This is a genomic window from Halalkalibacter flavus (assembly GCF_036663575.1).
GTDB lineage: Bacteria > Bacillota > Bacilli > Bacillales > Bacillaceae_D > Halalkalibacter > Halalkalibacter flavus.
The window spans coordinates 25,312-43,256 of record NZ_JAWRVK010000016.1 but is presented as its reverse complement, the minus strand read 5'-3'; the positions used below and the strand labels follow the sequence as shown (position 1 = coordinate 43,256).

17 protein-coding genes are annotated in these 17,945 nt (G+C 37.4%); 15 read left to right on the top strand and 2 right to left on the bottom strand.

Annotation, left to right across the window (positions count from 1 at the left end; all coding sequences use genetic code 11):
• Nucleotides 1-38: 38 nt before the first annotated feature.
• The 11 genes from SAY88_RS12190 to SAY88_RS12140 all read left to right on the top strand — a co-directional run bounded on the left by SAY88_RS12190 (nt 39) and on the right by SAY88_RS12140 (nt 12,185).
• On the top strand, nt 39-674 hold the full coding sequence (locus SAY88_RS12190) for a DUF4912 domain-containing protein (protein ID WP_332632111.1): 636 nt from the start codon (nt 39-41) through the stop codon (nt 672-674).
• An 11-nt stretch (nt 675-685) separates the two neighbouring features.
• Nucleotides 686-3,463, top strand: a complete 2,778-nt coding sequence (locus SAY88_RS12185) for a 1,4-alpha-glucan branching protein domain-containing protein (protein ID WP_332632110.1) — start codon at nt 686-688, stop codon at nt 3,461-3,463.
• Between the two features lie 20 nt (nt 3,464-3,483).
• Nucleotides 3,484-5,901: a sugar phosphate nucleotidyltransferase gene (locus SAY88_RS12180; RefSeq protein ID WP_332632109.1), complete on the top strand. Its 2,418-nt coding sequence runs from the start codon at nt 3,484-3,486 to the stop codon at nt 5,899-5,901.
• The gene (locus SAY88_RS12175) at nt 5,864-6,544 is read left to right on the top strand and encodes a hypothetical protein (protein ID WP_332632108.1); all 681 of its coding nucleotides are present in this window, start codon (nt 5,864-5,866) and stop codon (nt 6,542-6,544) included. The genes SAY88_RS12180 and SAY88_RS12175 overlap by 38 nt, the downstream gene beginning before the upstream one ends.
• Before the next feature lie 79 nt (nt 6,545-6,623).
• Nucleotides 6,624-6,773 (top strand): 50S ribosomal protein L33, encoded by a 150-nt coding sequence (rpmG, locus tag SAY88_RS12170; RefSeq protein ID WP_034624960.1) that lies wholly within the window; start codon nt 6,624-6,626, stop codon nt 6,771-6,773.
• An 85-nt stretch (nt 6,774-6,858) separates the two neighbouring features.
• Nucleotides 6,859-7,419: a 5-formyltetrahydrofolate cyclo-ligase gene (locus SAY88_RS12165; protein WP_332632107.1), complete on the top strand. Its 561-nt coding sequence runs from the start codon at nt 6,859-6,861 to the stop codon at nt 7,417-7,419.
• Nucleotides 7,416-8,204 (top strand): DUF92 domain-containing protein, encoded by a 789-nt coding sequence (locus SAY88_RS12160; RefSeq protein WP_332632106.1) that lies wholly within the window; start codon nt 7,416-7,418, stop codon nt 8,202-8,204. Before SAY88_RS12165 ends, SAY88_RS12160 begins: the two co-directional genes overlap by 4 nt.
• Before the next feature lie 11 nt (nt 8,205-8,215).
• On the top strand, nt 8,216-9,235 hold the full coding sequence (locus tag SAY88_RS12155; protein ID WP_332632105.1) for a ThiF family adenylyltransferase: 1,020 nt from the start codon (nt 8,216-8,218) through the stop codon (nt 9,233-9,235).
• Between the two features lie 63 nt (nt 9,236-9,298).
• Complete coding sequence (locus SAY88_RS12150; RefSeq protein WP_332632104.1) at nt 9,299-10,255, top strand: L-lactate dehydrogenase; 957 nt, start codon at nt 9,299-9,301, stop codon at nt 10,253-10,255.
• A gap of 79 nt (nt 10,256-10,334) precedes the next feature.
• Nucleotides 10,335-10,538, top strand: coding sequence for a sodium:proton antiporter (locus SAY88_RS12145; RefSeq protein WP_250096091.1), 204 nt, complete (start codon nt 10,335-10,337; stop codon nt 10,536-10,538).
• Between the two features lie 135 nt (nt 10,539-10,673).
• Nucleotides 10,674-12,185: a rhomboid family intramembrane serine protease gene (locus tag SAY88_RS12140; RefSeq protein ID WP_332632103.1), complete on the top strand. Its 1,512-nt coding sequence runs from the start codon at nt 10,674-10,676 to the stop codon at nt 12,183-12,185.
• Nucleotides 12,186-12,207: 22 nt separating this feature from the next.
• On the opposite strand, the gene SAY88_RS12135 is transcribed toward SAY88_RS12140, so the two are convergent.
• Complete coding sequence (locus tag SAY88_RS12135) at nt 12,208-13,086, bottom strand: hypothetical protein (protein WP_332632102.1); 879 nt, start codon at nt 13,084-13,086, stop codon at nt 12,208-12,210.
• 127 nt (nt 13,087-13,213) lie between these two features.
• Here SAY88_RS12135 and SAY88_RS12130 point away from each other — a divergent pair, with 127 nt between their 5' ends.
• Nucleotides 13,214-14,677, top strand: coding sequence for a spore germination protein (locus SAY88_RS12130; protein ID WP_332632101.1), 1,464 nt, complete (start codon nt 13,214-13,216; stop codon nt 14,675-14,677).
• A 97-nt stretch (nt 14,678-14,774) separates the two neighbouring features.
• Here the strand turns inward: SAY88_RS12130 and SAY88_RS12125 are convergent, their stop codons facing one another.
• Nucleotides 14,775-15,179, bottom strand: coding sequence for a YueI family protein (locus SAY88_RS12125; RefSeq protein ID WP_332632100.1), 405 nt, complete (start codon nt 15,177-15,179; stop codon nt 14,775-14,777).
• Between the two features lie 229 nt (nt 15,180-15,408).
• Between SAY88_RS12125 and SAY88_RS12120 the strand changes: the two genes are divergently transcribed.
• From SAY88_RS12120 to aspA, 3 genes are all read left to right on the top strand, one after another.
• Nucleotides 15,409-15,921, top strand: a complete 513-nt coding sequence (locus SAY88_RS12120; protein ID WP_332632099.1) for a hypothetical protein — start codon at nt 15,409-15,411, stop codon at nt 15,919-15,921.
• Nucleotides 15,922-15,950: 29 nt separating this feature from the next.
• A complete protein-coding gene (locus SAY88_RS12115; protein ID WP_332632168.1) occupies nt 15,951-16,133 on the top strand; it encodes a YqgQ family protein in 183 nt (60 codons plus the stop codon).
• 186 nt (nt 16,134-16,319) lie between these two features.
• The gene (gene aspA / locus SAY88_RS12110; RefSeq protein WP_332632098.1) at nt 16,320-17,741 is read left to right on the top strand and encodes an aspartate ammonia-lyase; all 1,422 of its coding nucleotides are present in this window, start codon (nt 16,320-16,322) and stop codon (nt 17,739-17,741) included.
• Nucleotides 17,742-17,945: the final 204 nt, after the last annotated feature.

Below are 17,945 nucleotides of genomic sequence, written 5' to 3'. Positions count from 1 at the left end.
CTATTTGTTCTTAAAAAAAGATTTATCTGGAGGTGAAAGTGTTGATTGAGGAAATACTTGCTTTAAGAGAAAAGGGATATTCCTTTCGAAAAATTGCAATTGAATTAGATACTACAGTTGGAAAAGTTCAATACCGGTATCAAAAGCACCGCCAACAACTAGAAGAGAATAAGGAGAATGACGAAATGAATTTTACTCCAATTGTGCCCTCGAGTTATGAACGAGATGAAATCACTTTGCTTCCGCAAAGTCCAACTTCTATATATTCCTTTTGGGAAATTAGCTCATCATTAAGACAAACAATTGAACACCAAACACGCCTTCAATGGCATGAGTTAACTAAGAAAATAAGAGTCTATGATTGTACAATGGTTGATTTTAATGGGCATAATGCTCATCGTTTTTTTGATATTCACATCCCTGAGATGACGAATAATTGGATGATAAGCGATTTAGAACCGAACCGTACCTTCATTATCGATTTAGGCATTCAAACAAGACAAGGTTCATTTTTATCTTTGTTAAGGTCGAATGCAATTGATACACCTCGGACTGAAAAAGCAACACAAGGTTTACATGTTGAAGCAGTGAATCAATGGAAAACTGGCAACCAAAATGAACCTCAATGGCTCGAGCATTTCAGTACTTATTCGTATTATGAAACAGTAAAATAGGAGGGATTTTGTTGAAAGAAGGGTATTATTCTTTAGTTCTACATGCTCACCTTCCCTATGTTCGTCACAAGGAAGAGGGACGGCTTGAAGAACGTTGGTTATTTGAAGCGATTACAGAATCATACATACCATTACTATGGGAGTTAAATGAAACAGAATCAAAAGATGTACTAACAATTTCTTTTTCACCACCGGTATTAGAAATGTTGGCCGATCCAACGATTCAGGAACGATATTTAGATTACATCATTAAGACCGAGGAACTATTGGGGAAAGAAAAGAAATTAGCAGAAACAAAAGAGGAGAAAGATCTCGTATCATTTTATATCAATCGTTATCAGAAAATTAAAAATACATTTATTGGTTATAACAAAAACATACTTTATGCTTTTCGAGAATTATTCGAAAAAAGAGTTATTACGTGTATAACATGTGCAGCAACTCATGCATTTTTACCTTATGTAAAAACTAAGTCAGCCATTCGTTCTCAAGTTGTTGAGGCCATTCGTTGTTTTGAACAGCATTTTGGGAAGAAACCTCGTGGTTTTTGGTTGCCAGAGTGTGCTATTGCACCAGGTATTGATCGCATTTTAGTCGAAGAAGGCATTACCTATACTTTTGTTGATGAACATGCAGTATTAAACGCAGAACCAGTACCATCTAAAGGTAGTGGAGCCCCAGTTTATTCACCACATGGGTTAATCTTGTTTCCAAGGCACACAACTTTGTCAAGCAAAGTGTGGAGTTCAACTCTAGGTTACCCGGGGGATGTTGATTATCGCGAATTTTATCGAGATATAGCCTATGAACGAGAGTGGGATTATATAAAACCATACGTTCATGAAGACGGAATAAGAATAGATACTGGAATTAAGCACAAGAGAATAACAGGTGAAGGTGAAGAAAAAGCAATATACGTTCGTAAATGGGCTGAAGGGAAAATACAAGCCCACGCAGATCACTTCCTATATGCCATTGAAAATGAGATAAATGAGCACGGAGACCAGTGTTATCCTCCATATTTAATGGTTACCCCTTTTGATGCAGAACTTTTTGGGCATTGGTGGTTTGAAGGACCTGAGTGGATTGGACAAGTAATCAAGAAAGGGCAAAATCGAATCCATTTTGTGACTCCTGAATCATATATTGACAGACACTATCAAGATTTTGACACTTCTCATATCTCTTTCTCGACTTGGGGGCGTGAAGGTTACGGTGATGTCTGGATAAATGAAAAAAACCAATACCTCTACCGTCATCACCACCGAATGGAGACAGATTTAGCAACCGTTGTTGCACTCTTCTCAAATCCAACGGACTTAGAAAAACGTTATTTAAAACAAATGGTTCGCGAATGGATGTTGGCAGTAAGCAGTGATTGGGCATTTATTATGGATGGGCAAAGTGCTGTTCAATATGCTCATGAACGATTTGCAACACACCTTAGTCGATTTGATGTAACAAAGGAGAAATTACTGAGTGGATCGGTGCAGGATGAATGGATACTGAGAATGGAACAGTGTTATCCATTTTTAAGGGAAATTGATGAACAGATCTTTTTCTCCCCTCATGATGCTTACATTCAAACGAAAGAAGAGGCTGATCAAGAGCAAAAACGCTCCATCTTAATGCTTAGTTGGGAATTTCCACCGATGATGGTTGGCGGATTATCTCGACATGTATTTGACCTTTCAAGGGCAATGGTAAAAGAGGGACATGAGGTTCATGTTGTTACTTCACATGTAGCTGGTTATCCAGATTATGAGATTAACCAAGGTGTACATGTTCACCGTATTAAAGGATTGCAGCCAGAAGCTGCTAACTTCTTTGATTGGGTTGGGAGTTTAAATATTGAAATGACTCGCTATATCGAAAAGCTAGCAAGAAAAACACAATTTGATATTATTCATGCTCATGATTGGCTAGTTGGCGTAACGGCAACTGCTATTAAAAGATCTCTTCAACTTCCATTACTTGCTACCATTCACGCTACGGAACATGGGCGAAATAATGGGATTCATAGTGAATTGCAGTATGAAATCAATCAAAAAGAATGGGAACTTACTTATGAAGCAGATCGGGTTATCGTTTGCAGTGACTATATGAAAGAAGAATTATTAACAATCTTTTCAATGCCAGAAGAAAAGCTTGCTGTTATACCAAATGGTGTAGATATCGACCTGCTTCGCCCGTATACCGGATTAAGTACCATCGAAAACAATAATGAGTTCACTGTATTTTCAGTCGGTAGAATGGTTAAGGAAAAAGGGTATCAAACAGTTATTGATGCAGCAGCGCTGTTAAAAGAAAGAAATGAGAAGATTCGTTTTGTTATTGCAGGAAAGGGTCCAATGCTCCAAGCTTATCAACAGCAAGTTGCAGAAAGACAATTAGATTCACATGTCACGTTCCTCGGTTTTGTCAGTGATGAGGAGAGAAACGAGTGGTTTTCTCGTTGTGATGCAACGATCTTCCCAAGTTATTACGAACCTTTTGGAATCGTTGCTTTAGAAGGTCTCGCTGCTGGGAAAGCAACTATTGTATCTGATACAGGTGGATTAGCAGGGATTATTCGACATGAAGAGAATGGGTTGAAAATGATTCCAGGTGATGTCCAAAGTTTGGCTACGCAAGTTCTCTATCTTTATAATCATCCAATTTCAAGAGAAGCATTAGCTACTCAAGGACTACGTGATGTTAAATCTCAGTTTAACTGGGAGACCATTGCGAAGCAAACAGAAGATGAAATAGAAAAATGTCTTTTTGGAGAGTTAGAACTAACTATTTAAATTAAAGGGAGGCTATCATAATGAAGGGTGTCATCATGGCAGGAGGAAAGGGTACAAGATTACGTCCATTAACTTGTAATGTACCAAAACCAATGGTTCCATTAATTCAAAAGCCAGTTATGCAATATAGTATTGAACTATTAAAGAAATACGGAATTACTGAAATTGCTGTGACTGTTCAGTATTTATCAGATGTTATTCAAGATTATTTTGGAGATGGGTCTGAATTCGGAGTGAAATTGCATTATTTTGAAGAAACTACTCCTTTAGGGACAGCTGGGAGTGTGAAACAAGCGGAAGAATTTCTAGATGAACCTTTTGTAGTTGTAAGTGGTGATGCTTTAACAGACTTTAACCTTCAATCAGGAATTGATTTTCATGAAAAAAATGAAAGTCTAGTAACTATTTTTATGAAACAAGTTGAATGCCCATTAGAATTTGGTGTGATTATGACGGATGAACAAGATAAAATTGTTCGTTTTCTAGAAAAGCCAAGTTGGAGTGAGGTATTTAGTGATACCGTTAATACTGGTATTTATATTATGAATCCAGAAATTTTTTCATACATTAAAGAGGATGCAGTAGTAGATTTTAGTAAGGACGTTTTTCCAAAGTTGTTAGCTGATCAATCACCTTTGTATGGATATTCTGCTGAAGGTTATTGGTCAGATATAGGTAATCTAAAGCAATATCGCCAAGCTCAGAGCGATATATTAAGTGGTGATCTTGATGCTCTAATTCAAGGAACTGAGATTCAACCGAGTGTATGGGTTGGGGAAAATGTCATTATTGAAGAAGGAGTCAAAATTGAAGGGCCTGTTTCAATAGGTTCAAATTCAGTTATTCGGTCTGGGGCTCACTTAGGAGAACACGCAGTTATTGGCTCAGGATCAACTGTATCGAATAAGGCTTCAATTAAACGTTCTGTTCTTTGGGATGGCGCATATATCGGTGATGATAGTGAACTAAGAGGGGCTACTTTATGTCAAGGTGTGACCGTTGGCACCAAAGCATCAATATTTGAAGATGCTGTCATTGGTCATAATACGGTCATTGGAGAAGAGGCTAGAATTCAACCAGAGGTAAAAGTTTGGCCATATAAAAGAGTGGAGGAAGCCACAACTGTTCCACAGTCCTTTGTATGGAATGAAGTTGGAGCAAAATCGTTATTAAAAGGACACCGTGCTACCGGTGTGGCAAATAGTGAAATGACTCCAGAGGAAGCCTCGAAATTTGGTGCTGCTTATGGCAGCTTGCTCAATCAAGGTGCACGAGTATTCGTGGCTAGCGATAGTAATTCTTTTTCACAGGTTATGAAATTATCGCTTATTCAGAGTTTACAAGCATCGGGTGTGGATGTTGTCGAACTCGGACATACAATGTTGCCAGTTTTAAGATTTAGTGTTGAACAGAGTGATGCTAAAGGCGGTATATATATTAGGTTGTTAGATGAAAATCATGAAAAGCAGTTAATCATTGAATTCTATAACGAAGATGGATTGCCAATAAGTTCTTCTGAACAACGTGAGTTGGAACAAGTGATAACATTTCAATCTTACCGTAGGGTAGCATTTGAATATGTTGGTCAATTTGAAACAAACCATCAATTGGAAGGAAATTACATAGCTAATTTGATGGAACATATTAATGTTGAAGCAATAAAAGCAAGAAGTATTAAAGTGGTTCTTCATGAAGAATCATCAAGTAACCTTCCATTATTCAAAACAATACTTGAACAACTAGGATGCTCGATTCATAGTCTGTCTGATCAAGTAGATGAAGAGACGATGAGAGAAACTTTACTTGAGTATAACGCCGATTTTGGAGTAATGGTTGGTGAAAGTGGAGAGTTCATTAGTTTAATGACAGAACAAGGACATTTGGTCTTAGAAGAAGAACAATTAATGCTGTTTATCTATATGCAACTTGAAAAAGGGTTACGTCAAGAGCTAGCTGTTCCGTTATATGGGGGAAGTGCACTTGAAGAGGTAGCAGCAAGTTATGATAAAACACTTATTAGGACAAAGACATCTGCTCGTGCGATGATGGAATCAGAGGGAACAGTCCAAATGATGTCTTATGATGGTCCATATGCGATCGTTCAACTATTAGATCATATTGTTGGGAATAAGCAAACCCTTTCAGAAATTCTAAGTGACCTGCCTGTACAATCTATCTACAAACAAGAAGTAACGTGTAAAACACAACAAAAAGGGATTGTAATGCGAAAGTTATTGGAATCGTTAAAAGGAAAGAACGTAGAACTAATTGATGGGATGAAAGTTAAACATACAGAGGAAAGTTGGACATTTATTGTTCCAGACCAAGAACGAGGAACATTTACTGTATATGCTCAATCGACAGATGGAGCACATGCAAAACAACTGGCAGGTGAATACATTGAACAAATTAATTTTATTAAACAGCAAACATCCTAGTATGTTCACTTTTCAAAAAAAAAATCATCATTTCTTGAAGAAATTTGCTGTCTGGTTAGATGGAAAATGTTCTTGGTTAAATAGTAGTGAATGGGAAATGTCTTCTAAACAAGAGCGCGGGTCAGACCTTTCCATTGTTGTCGCTTTCCATAAACAATGGAATATTCAACTAACTATTTTACAAGAGTATAAAAAAGAGGAAAGTAGTTTCGTTTATACATTTATCTTTAAAAATCAGTCAGAAGAAAATCTTAATATTAAGTTTGTCGTTCATCAACAAAGATTTGGGGCGGTTTCTTCAAAGGTAGCTTTTATTTCTCCTTTGAGACAAACGATTATGCATTACGGAAGTCCAATTTTAACTCTTTTAGCTACGAATTTCTTCCAGGGGAAAGAAAGCCATTTAGCTGTTGGGAAAAGAGAGAAAATTTGGTCAGAAAAAAGTGGAAATTTGGCTGTCTCACCATTATGCCAAAGTGGTCATGAAAGCATGATGGTGACTAGCCTCCAATTAGCCCCATGGCAAGAGACTTACGGTCGGATTTGGGAAATCAATGGTACATCAGAAGAGGAAGTATTAATGAAACATGATAAACAAATTCGTTCTGATCACCTTAAACAAGTATCGAAACAAATACTGTAAAGAAAAACCACTTGATTGAAGTGAAAAGATTTGCTATCATATTCAAGTATGAAGTAAGCACAGTTTGGAGGGATAGCAAATGCGTGTACAAGTAACTCTTGCTTGCACTGAAACAGGAGATCGTAATTATATTACAACAAAAAATAAACGTACAAATCCTGAGCGTATTGAATTCAAAAAATACAGCCCAAGATTAAAGCGTCATACGTTACACCGTGAAACAAAGTAAGCAGCTGGATTATCCGCTGCTTTTTTCTATTTATAAGAGTTTTTTGATGACGCATTCATAAATTGAGTGAGAGTGAGTGAAAGCTATGTCTACAAAAAAGGACATTAGAAATGAAGTGAGCAGAAAACTAGATTCAATTTCCGCTGAAAAGCGGAAGAATTGGTCCGAAGAAATAGCAGAACATCTTGTTTCTTCCGATATTTGGAAAGGAGCAGGAGTTATTGCACTTACCATTTCTCGTGGCAAAGAAGTAGATACATATTGTTTAATAGAAGCTGCATGGAAGCAAGGAAAAAAAGCCGTTGTTCCTCGTGCAGATTTCAAACATAAAAGGATGTCATTTTTTGAAATCACTAGTTTTAATCAATTAGAAGAAGGTCCATATAATTTGAAAGAACCGAATGTTGAGAGTTGTCCATCTATTGATCCAAAGAAAATAGAGTTAGTTATTGTTCCCGGACTTGCTTTTGATAAAAATGGTTCTAGACTAGGATTTGGAGGAGGATTCTATGATCGGTTCCTGCCTCAAATCAAAGCGCAGACGATAGCGTTAGCTTTCCCATGTCAAGTGATTCCATTTGTCCCAATCGAGCCCCATGATTGTCTGATCGATCATATTATTAGTCCTGATGGATTTCTATTATGATCCTTCTCCTCTTTATGGCGGTTAGTTTGATTGCGTTCTTTGCTTATCAGAAAAATAAATTAACTTTTGGTGGAGCAATTGCTGCTGTCATTGTTGGTGGCTCAATTTCTCTGGGGTTGGGGATGTACGGGTTACTTTTATTAGGTGTATTTTTTTGTAGTTCTATATTGATTGGTTCTTTTCATCCTAATGAAAAAGAGCTTGACATTGTTCAAAAAGGGCAGCGAAGAGATGCCATTCAAGTACTTGCAAATGGAGGAGTTTCTGCCATACTTGCACTTATTTATTTTGTTTATCCTTCACAAATTTTCATATTCGGATTCGTCGCAAGTCTTGCCGCTGCCACTTCCGATACATGGGCATCGGAACTCGGTTCTCACAGCAAAAAAAAACCGTTCCATCTTTTTAAGAGAAAACGTGTTAGTCATGGAACATCTGGAGCAATCACATTACTCGGCTCAGCCGCCGCCTTTAGTGGGAGTTTCTTGATTGTTATCTTCTCAATTATTTTTTGGTGGGGTCCATCTTATGATAGTCTTATCTTATTATTTGTTTTGACTTTAGCTGGTTTCCTCGGTAATTTATTAGATACAGTGTTAGGTGGGGTTTGGCAAGTTGTTTACCGTTGTTCTGTTTGCTCAATTGAAACGGAACGGGAAAATCATTGTAATATGAAGACTGTACGTATAAAAGGTAAAAAATGGATGAATAATGATTTTGTTAATTTAGGTTGTACCGGTTTTGGAGCAGCCATAGGCTTACTTTCAGGTTGGTTGTTGTTATAAGGAGGAGAAAGATGGAACGTAATTCGTTGGAACGCTACTCAAGGCAAATGCGGTTTTCACCAATTGGGGAGGTTGGTCAGAAAGAACTCACGAACAAGTCTGTATTAATTGTGGGTGTCGGTGCTTTAGGTACCGTTTTAGCCAATCACCTTGTTCGAGCAGGTGTAGGTCTAGTAAGACTAGTCGATCGAGATTATGTTGAAATGAGTAATTTACAAAGGCAAATGCTATTTGATGAAACAGATGTAAATGAGAGTTTGCCAAAGGCAGTTGCTGCTGAGAATAAATTAAAAGCAATTAATTCTAGTGTGAAGATTGAGGGAATCGTTACTGATGTGACAGCTGAAAATTTACCACAATTGTTAGAAGGTATTGACCTTGTCTTAGATGGAACTGACAACTTTCGAACTAGGTTTCTTTTAAATGATATGTGTTTTAAATTAGGGTTGCCATTTGCCTATGGCGGAGCAGTTAGTGCTAGAGGAATGTCAGCTCTATTCATCCCTGGAAAAACGCCTTGTCTGCGTTGTTTTATCAATCCTGGAGAAGGAACGGGACAAACTTGCGACACCATAGGAGTTATTAGTCCAGTTGTGGATATCGTAGCTTCCTATCAAGTAGTGGAAGTACTAAAGTATTTAGTCAACGATGAACAGGCACTTAGAGGAACACTGCGAAGCTTTGATCTATGGAAAAATCACCAATTTGACTTAAAAATGGAGAACTCAAAAAAGGAATGCCCTACCTGTCAAAAAAAAGAGTATCCCTCATTATTTGAAGAAGAGGATCATGTTACAACACTATGCGGGAGAGAAACAGTTCAAATTCAGCGTAATGAGCCAATCAATTTAGAAGTATGGGCAAAAAAACTTGAACCGGTTGCAGAAGTTAAAAAAACTCCTTTTTTACTTCGGGTTCAGCTTCAAGAGGGTGAAAGGCTTGTTTTGTTTCCAGATGGACGAGTGCTAGTACAAGGAACGGAAGACATCTCAAGAGCAAAAACTCTGTATAGTAAATATATTGGAGGGTAGGCTTTTAAAAGATGTTTTGTGGTTTAAGTAAGGAAGTGTATTCTCTAGAAAGGTGCTGTTTGGATGAAGGCAAAAGGAAAAGGAACGAGAGTAGTTATTATTGGAACGGGTTTTGTTGGTTCTAGTTATGCTTATGCACTACTTAATCAAGGCGTTGTAGATGAAATGGTCTTGGTAGACTTAAATAAAGAGAAGGCTGAAGGCGATGCAATGGATTTAAATCATGGGATGCCGTTTGGTTCACCAATGAGAATTTGGGCGGGGACATACCAAGATTGTTCAGAAGCTGACCTCGTTGTTATTACTGCAGGAGCTAATCAAGGTCCTGGAGAAACAAGACTTGATCTTATAGAAAAGAATGCAAAGATCTTTAAAACCATTGTTGGATCTGTCATGGATAGCGGATTTAATGGTATTTTTCTTGTTGCCACTAATCCTGTAGATATCCTCTCTTATGCTACGTGGAAATTTTCTGGCTTGCCAATGGAAAAGGTCATTGGTTCTGGAACAATTTTAGATACAGCTCGTTTTCGCTTTTTGCTAGGCCAATATTTTGATGTAGACTCAAGAAATGTACATGCCTATATCATGGGAGAGCATGGAGATACCGAGCTACCAGTATGGAGTCATGCTGATATTGGTGGTAAGCCTATTTTAACGTATGTGGACGAGGATAATCATGTCAACATGAATGAACTTGATACGATTTTTACTAATGTTCGTGATGCTGCTTATCATATTATCGACAGAAAAGGCGCAACGTACTATGGGATAGCGATGGGGCTTGTTCGCCTTACTAAGGCAATCTTAAGAAATGAAAATTCCGTCTTAACAATCTCGACTCTTCTCCGAGGACAGTATGGTCTTGATGACGTTTATATTGGTGTTCCAGCTATCGTTAATCGTCAAGGAATTCGCGAAGTGTTAGAACTAAATTTAAGTGAAGAGGAACAAAAGCAATTACATCATTCTGCTTCTGTTTTAAAAGAAGCCATGAAGCCAGTTTATGATATTGTATAGAGCTTTAATGGATACTTTTTATTTAAACGTGGATAAAAGATTCGTTTCACAGCCACATTAAGGTAGAGGAGGGATGATTATGTTTCAACGTCTCATTTCAATTCTATCGTTAGTTTTTTCAATGTATTTTGCTTATAAGTATCGTTATCGTGTGATCAATGCCTTTTTGAGTCGTCGAATGCTTCGAAAGGTAGCCGTTATGTTTGCTATGCAAATTCCGTTTATCCGCGATAAAGTACTCGGTTCGGTTTTTCAATCAAACCGGCCACAAGAAAATTTTTAAGATGATATAAGGGTCTGTCTTTTAAGATTTCGTATCTAAGGACAGACCCTTTATCTGTTTTTTCGCTTGTTCTCTTCTATTAAAGGAAATTGTTGCTATACTGTTTAATAAGAATAATGGTGAAAGGAGGAACTTATGGATCGTTTACAACAAGACTATTTTTTCTGGAGATTAGTCCATTTTTATATTTTTGAAAAAGGATTTAGAGTTCTTGATAAAAGTTCGAAGGAATTCTGGTTAGAAGATGAAGATTCAAAACCAAAGCGTATTCTTCGAATCGTGAGGGTGGATATAGATTTTGCAAGTTGGCTAAGAAGGGATGTGACTAACTCCGTAAAGCAGTTTGAGCGAATTAGACGTCATTTACGACTGCGTAAAATGATAGGGGAAAACATCTATATAAGTTTATATCCACCTGTTGATGATTGGGAAGATGTAAAAAAACCTTATTTTGAGAGTGAAAAGAAGCGAACGACTGTTTATTCTTCGATTATTGATAAAATAAACACTGATCAGACAGAACTGCCAGATGCTCCTCATTTAGAAACAGTTGAAGATGTTGAGATAACAATCCTGCATCTTCAACAACAAATCCGACAAGCAACAAAGGAGCGGGAAAAAAAAGAAAAGTCTTTGTTTTTTCAAGGGAGGCCTCTTGCAACGATTGCCCTTTTAGGGAGCATTGCGTTTATGTTTTATTTGTTAGAACAAGAGGGAAGCAGTACCTCTGTTTTGACCTTAATTGAATACGGAGCAAAGTACAATCCACTCATATTGGAAGGGGAATGGTGGCGCTTATTTTCTGCTATGTTTTTACATATAGGTTTCCTCCACCTATTTATGAACTCGTTAGCTCTATTTTATCTTGGTAGTGCAGTTGAGAGGATGTATGGAACGGGGCGTTTTCTTTTTATTTATTTTATAGCAGGTTTAACGGGCTCTATTGCAAGTTTTGCTTTTAACGAACAAGTAGCAGCTGGAGCTTCAGGTGCTATATTTGGATGTTTTGGTGCGCTTCTTTATTTTGGAACTATTTATAGAAAATTATTTTTTCGAACGATGGGGAAAAGCCTATTAACAATTTTAGCGATTAATTTAGTTTTTGGTTTTGCTGTTCCAATGGTAGATAACGGTGCTCATATTGGAGGTTTGGTTGGAGGGTTTCTTGCTTCTGCTATTGTCCATTTACCAAAACATAAAAAGTCATTTAGACAGATCCTCTTTTTCGTTGTCGCGTCCCTTTCTTTAGTTGGACTGTTTTGGTTTGGAATGAATAATGAAGAAAAAGTTCGCTCTCCTATTTTGGAGTTGCAAATTGGTCAAGAATATTTGCAAAAAGAGGATATAGATTCTGCGTATCCATTTTTAAAAAGAGCTGTGGAAGAAGGGGCAGAGATGCCTGAAGCGTACTTTTTACTAGCTTATGTAGAAGCGATGTTTGAAAATTATGAAGTTGCGAAAGATCTTCTTTTAGTTACGATAGAAAAAAGAGAAGAGTTTCATGAAGCCCATTACAATTTGTCCCTTATTTATATAGAACTAGGCGAGATCGAGGAAGCACGTGCTGCACTTAATCGAGCAGTGGAGATCTACCCAGACGATACTTACCTCGATTTGCTAGACAGGTTGAGTGTGGCACCATCTTAAGCTGAGTACTGAAAAAGGCTGATTAGTTATTAATTGTTTGTAAAAGTTGAACGGGTTCGCCATCTGCGGTTCGAAAAAGAACGAAGAAATGATCAGCTGTATCAGGAACGAGAATTACGGGAACTGTACTTCCGATTGGGCTAACCGTTGACCCATCTTTTTTCGTAATGCCAAGCACATAGTTTTTATATAACCCTTCCCAAAGGCCGCCGAGAAATTGCGCGGTTTTTTCTTTTGTTAATCCTGGGATAGGCTCATTTTCGTAAAGAACTAAGTCAGTAAGAGGAATCCGTAAATATCGATCTTTTGGAAGGTTGTAATATTCAAATAATGCATCCCAATCATAGTCTTGTTGTTGTTGCAAGATATAATCCAATATTCGTTTGCTTTCTTTTTCTTCTTCGGTTTGTGGAGTTCTAAAAGCATGTAATGGACTTAAAGGTGAGTCAATCACATAAAGTTGATCAAAACTTAGTTTTTGGGCACTTTTAATTTCATCATTTGGGTAGTGTAGCTCAGCATGATGAAATGTAACTACACGATAATGACCGCTGTCATCTGACTTCACATCTTTTTCCATCTCAATAGTGTCCGTGTTCTCACGCCATGATGATAACGTATCTTTTAAATAACCATCCTCAAACAAAAGAGAAACGTCTTGCCTTAAATATGCTGATTGATTTAATACCGAAGTGACACTCCAATCTAAAATGTACTCATCCTCATCTTCTATCGCTAGAAAATCAATGTGTGATGTTGCTTCATCAAATGTGGCTGTCGGATCAAGTGGGAAAAATATTAGAGCATCGTTTAATGGCTCAGGTTTAATTGTAAAAACAAGAAAAAGTCCTACACAAAAAGATGTGATTAGCATGACTATTGCAAATTTCCATTTATTCATCGTTCTGCCTCCATTGGACAAACAGTTTGTCTCATCTATATGTGAATGCATTCGTTCTTATGCATGTGTCATGAATGGAAATAGATATAGAAGCAAATAATGTTAAGGGAATGGGAGGTGATGACACGTGAGTACAAATAAAGTGAAAAATCCTGTCACAATTATTTACAACGACAATGTTGAGTTTTTAAAAAAGGAGTTAGCGGTCGATGCGAGTTTTGATTTAGTGTATCTTGAATTAGAACATGGAGAGAGAGAAATGTCGCTCTTTCTTGTAGATGGTTTTGGCAAAGATCAGGCCATTACTCAAATTCAACGTGAGCTAATTCGAATTAGAGACTCCGATTTAGCTGAAAGACCATTAGACCGATTAATTAAACATCATATTCCTTATGCAGAAATAGAGGCGACAGATGATTTAGATGAAGTGGTTGATCAAATTCTAGCAGGTCCTGCTGCACTCGTAGTGGAAGGGATAGACAAGGTCATTCTGATTGATACGAGGGAGTACCCTGTTAGAGGTCCAGAAGAGCCCGATACAGAAAAAGTCATTCGTGGCTCAAAAGACGGATTCGTCGAAACGCTTGTTATGAATGCTGCATTAATACGAAGACGAATTCGCGACAAAACGATGAGAGTTGAATATGTTTCAGTTGGACGTCGATCTAAATCAGATCTAGCTATTACGTACATTGCTGATATTGCTGACCAAGAATATGTGCAAAGCATAAAAGAATCTTTAGAGAAAATTGATACAGATGGGCTGTCTATGGGGGATAAAACGATAGAGGAATTTATATTTGGGCATCATTATAACCCATATCCAATGGTTCGTTACACGGAACGACCTGATGTTGCATCCAGTCACTTGTTTGAAGGGCATGTCATAATTATGGTAGATGGCTCTCCAAGTGTAATGATTGCTCCAACGACCTTTTGGCATCATATGCAGCACGCAGAAGAATATCGCCAAAAGCCAATTGTCGGGACTAGTTTAAGAGTAGTTCGTTATGCCGCTGTCTGGGCTTCATTATTTTTATTGCCTCTTTGGTATTTACTTGCTACAAATGATGGGCTTGCTCCTGCTGCATTAAACTTTATTGGAGAGCAGGAAGAAGGTACCGTTCCTTTGTATGCTCAGTTTCTAATTGCTGAGATAGGGATCGAAATGCTGAGGATGGCCGCCATACATACCCCAAATGCTTTAGCCACAGCACTAGGTTTGGTCGCTGCGCTTTTAATTGGGGAAGTTGCTATTAATGTAGGTGTCTTTTCTCCTGAAGTTGTACTCTATTTAGCGGTAGCAGCTGTAGGTACGTTTGCCACGCCAAGTTATGAAATGAGTTTGGCAAATCGATTAATTAGGGTTGGCTTATTAATTGCATGTGCGCTCTTTGGAGTGGCAGGATTTGTTGTAGGAATTACGGTTTGGTTATTAATGCTTGTCCACTTAAGGTCATTAGGTACCCCTTATATGTGGCCTTTTTTACCATTTAATGGCTCTGCGTTAAAAGATGTATTATTCCGCACAGCTATGCCGTTAAAAAAACAGCGCCCTACCGTAGTCCACCCAAATGATCCGGATAGATAATATAAGACCACAAAAGAGGGGTGTCTCAAAAGGGTCAGAAAAGACCTTTGAGACACCCCTCAAAAAAATTGTAGTCATCTTATCGTTTTTAGTTAATTTAAAGATTGATCGACTCATTCATATCTAACTCATATAAATCATCTTTTACAAAAATATCGTTGCTATCAATTGCTGTTGATTCATCTGCTAATACGAGACCAAAAGGTGTTTCCTTTTGCGGTGTTACAATTGTAAAACGAATACCTGCCTTGCTCGCTTCCTGAATATAATTTGAGTAGTTGCTGTAACTTAATTTCCCATTTAAAAACAAGTGCAGATTCCTTTTTTCTTTCATTAATTGAATGACTTCCGGATACATTCCTTTGTGAATAACTTGCTTTTTTGTTAAGGCTATATGAACTCTTTCTACAATGGTCGATAAAAACAAATTTCTCTCTTCTGGTTTAATCTCCGGGGTTCCGAAGAGTGCTCGATCAATGATATCTTTTACTTTCTGGTCCATCTTCCACTCCTCATTTCAATTTCTACTTGAACAAGTTTTATCTTGTCCTTCTTATTTTTGTTTTGTATACATATCATAGCATAAGAATGAATTTCAAAATAATGTAGTAACTAGCTGTACGAAAATTGTCAATTAGGAACTGCTCCCAAAAGGGACATTACTTAATTCGAGGTACTGAGTAGGTTTAAACATACCTTTCCAGTGGCTTTCAAAAAGGATGGTGTTTTGCATGTGGTTTATAATCGTTATTATGATTTTTGTTTTTACAATCGGGCTGACAATAGGAGGTCTATTAACTGCACCTCGTGATCCGATAAGACCAATTCAGCTCTTATTATTTTCTTTATTTTTCTTGTTTTTATGTTACATTGGTATGATAACTGGAATATTGATATCAGGATGGATTGGTGTACGATTTATTGAAATCCTATTATCGATTTTATCTCTTTTGTTTATTGTGGCTTGTTTTAGTCGTTTTCATCCTACACTTGGTTTTTTTCACCCAGAAGATAAAGTTTTAATTTTAGTTTTAGCATTGCTATTCTTCTTAATGGGAATGGAATGGGGCTTACTTGAATTTAGAACGTTTTTTACTATTGCAGCTTCATTTTTGTTTACTGCTGCATTAGGGTTAGGTGTATTTGTTCAAACGCAAATACGTCAAGTATTTTGGCGTCATTCGTTTATCTCATTTACACCGCTTGTGTGGCTTCTTTTCGTAGCGGTTCTAAAGCTGTTATAATGGTTTTTGAGGTGAATGTTTTGAAAACGATGTATGATGTAAGACAGTTGCTAAAAAAACATGGATCCATCGTCTATACACGTGATCGCTCTATAGATCTTGCTTTAATGGAAGATGAATTACGAGAGCTGTATGAATGGAAGATGATTGATACAGAAACGTTTCAGCAAGGACTTCTTATCTTGCGAAATGAAATTAGGTTACTGAAATAAGCAACGAACCTTATTAGATAGGGAGTAATTGTAGTTAGTGAAATGTATTGCAATTAACTCCCAAAGAATACTTTAAGAAGGAGGTATCTGTTGAAGCGTTCACATTCAAAGGCTGATTACATAGGATAAAAAAGGACAATCGTATTAGTTATTTGAAGTAAACATCGAAAAAGGAGACAGATGTGAATGTCAGAATATCGGACGGAACGCGACCTAATCGGAGAGAAGCAAGTACCGAAGGAAGCTTATTATGGAATTCAAACAATGCGTGCAAGGGAGAATTTCCCCATTACAGGCTACCCGCCACACCCTGAGTTAGTTCGTGCGTTTGGGTATGTAAAAAAGGCGGCTGCGATGGCAAACCGTGATGTTGGAGTTCTTACAGTAAATATTGCAGACGCAATTATTACAGCGGCGGATGAAATCATAAATGGTAAATTTCTAGATCAGTTTATTGTTGATTCAATTCAAGGAGGAGCAGGAACTTCATTTAATATGAATGCAAATGAAGTTATTGCTAACCGAGCAATTGAAATACTCGGTGGCAAAAAAGGCGAATATATGCGAGTTAGTCCTAACACTCATGTGAATATGGCACAATCAACAAATGATGCCTTTCCAACAGCGATTCATATTGCTGCTCTCCGATTAGCTGATGGGTTGAGAAAAGAACTAGATGAATTGATTCAAGCATTAAAGCTTAAAGAAAAAGAGTTTGATGATGTTTTAAAAATGGGTCGCACGCATTTGCAAGATGCGGTACCAATTAGACTTGGACAAGAATTTGGCGCTTATCAGCGTGTGCTCAGTCGGGATCTAGGTCGAATTGAGAGATCTGTTGGGCATTTATATGAAGTGAATATGGGGGCAACAGCAGTTGGTACAGGGCTAAATGCAAAACCCGAGTATATTAAAAAAATAGCAGATTACTTAGCAGATATTACAGGTTACCCATTTGAAACTGCAGAGGATTTAGTAGATGCAACTCAAAATACAGATGCTTATACAGAAGTATCAAGTGCTCTAAAAATTATGGCTATTAATTTATCGAAGATGGCCAATGACTTACGCTTAATGAGTTCTGGACCACGTACAGGGATTAACGAAATTAATCTTCCACCAAGACAACCGGGTTCTTCCATTATGCCTGGGAAAGTAAATCCTGTTATGTGCGAAGTTGTAAATCAAATTTCATTTCAAGTCATTGGAAATGATCATACGATAAGTTTGGCTTCTGAGGCTGGTCAATTAGAGCTAAATGTTATGGAGCCCGTCTTGGTGTTTAATTTATTGCAGTCCTTTTCAATTTTGCAAAATGGAATAAGTGTCTTTAGGAAATATGCAATTGAGGGAATGACTGCTAATGTAGAACATTGCCGTCAGATGGTTGAAAGAAGTGTTGGAATTGTAACAGCGATTAATCCTCATGTTGGTTATGAGGTAGCTTCTAGGGTGGCGAAAGAAGCAATTCAATCAAATCGGCCAGTTCGGGAAATTTGTCTTGAAAGAGGAATTTTGTCGGAAGAGGAATTGAATGAAATTCTTGATCCAAAGGAAATGACGAATCCTGGAATTGCTGGTTCGAGGTTTATAGATGGTGAAATGTAAGATTCATTGACTTATGTATAGAAGGCACTTAAAAGGTAAAATCACCTTTATAAGTGCCTATTTTTATTTTACTAAAACATAGTACAAATATCTCTCTTTCTGCTATAATGTAGTAATTTAGTGGGCCGGAAGGTGTGAGGTATCTTTCTTTTTTGTGTGAAAAAATTGAAACGTCTAAGGGGTTATTTTCGTCTAATACTATAG

Excerpts from the sequence above, each read along its gene's own strand:
- SAY88_RS12180 (WP_332632109.1), top strand. The coding sequence starts at position 3,484 with ATGAAGGGTGTCATCATGGCAGGAGGAAAGGGTACAAGATTACGTCCA.
- rpmG (WP_034624960.1), top strand. The coding sequence starts at position 6,624 with ATGCGTGTACAAGTAACTCTTGCTTGCACTGAAACAGGAGATCGTAAT.
- SAY88_RS12165 (WP_332632107.1), top strand. The coding sequence starts at position 6,859 with ATGTCTACAAAAAAGGACATTAGAAATGAAGTGAGCAGAAAACTAGAT.
- SAY88_RS12160 (WP_332632106.1), top strand. The coding sequence starts at position 7,416 with ATGATCCTTCTCCTCTTTATGGCGGTTAGTTTGATTGCGTTCTTTGCT.
- SAY88_RS12155 (WP_332632105.1), top strand. The coding sequence starts at position 8,216 with ATGGAACGTAATTCGTTGGAACGCTACTCAAGGCAAATGCGGTTTTCA.
- SAY88_RS12150 (WP_332632104.1), top strand. The coding sequence starts at position 9,299 with ATGAAGGCAAAAGGAAAAGGAACGAGAGTAGTTATTATTGGAACGGGT.
- SAY88_RS12145 (WP_250096091.1), top strand. The coding sequence starts at position 10,335 with ATGTTTCAACGTCTCATTTCAATTCTATCGTTAGTTTTTTCAATGTAT.
- SAY88_RS12140 (WP_332632103.1), top strand. The coding sequence starts at position 10,674 with ATGGATCGTTTACAACAAGACTATTTTTTCTGGAGATTAGTCCATTTT.
- SAY88_RS12135 (WP_332632102.1), bottom strand. The coding sequence starts at position 13,086 with ATGAATAAATGGAAATTTGCAATAGTCATGCTAATCACATCTTTTTGT.
- SAY88_RS12125 (WP_332632100.1), bottom strand. The coding sequence starts at position 15,179 with ATGGACCAGAAAGTAAAAGATATCATTGATCGAGCACTCTTCGGAACC.
- SAY88_RS12120 (WP_332632099.1), top strand. The coding sequence starts at position 15,409 with ATGTGGTTTATAATCGTTATTATGATTTTTGTTTTTACAATCGGGCTG.
- SAY88_RS12115 (WP_332632168.1), top strand. The coding sequence starts at position 15,951 with ATGTATGATGTAAGACAGTTGCTAAAAAAACATGGATCCATCGTCTAT.
- aspA (WP_332632098.1), top strand. The coding sequence starts at position 16,320 with ATGTCAGAATATCGGACGGAACGCGACCTAATCGGAGAGAAGCAAGTA.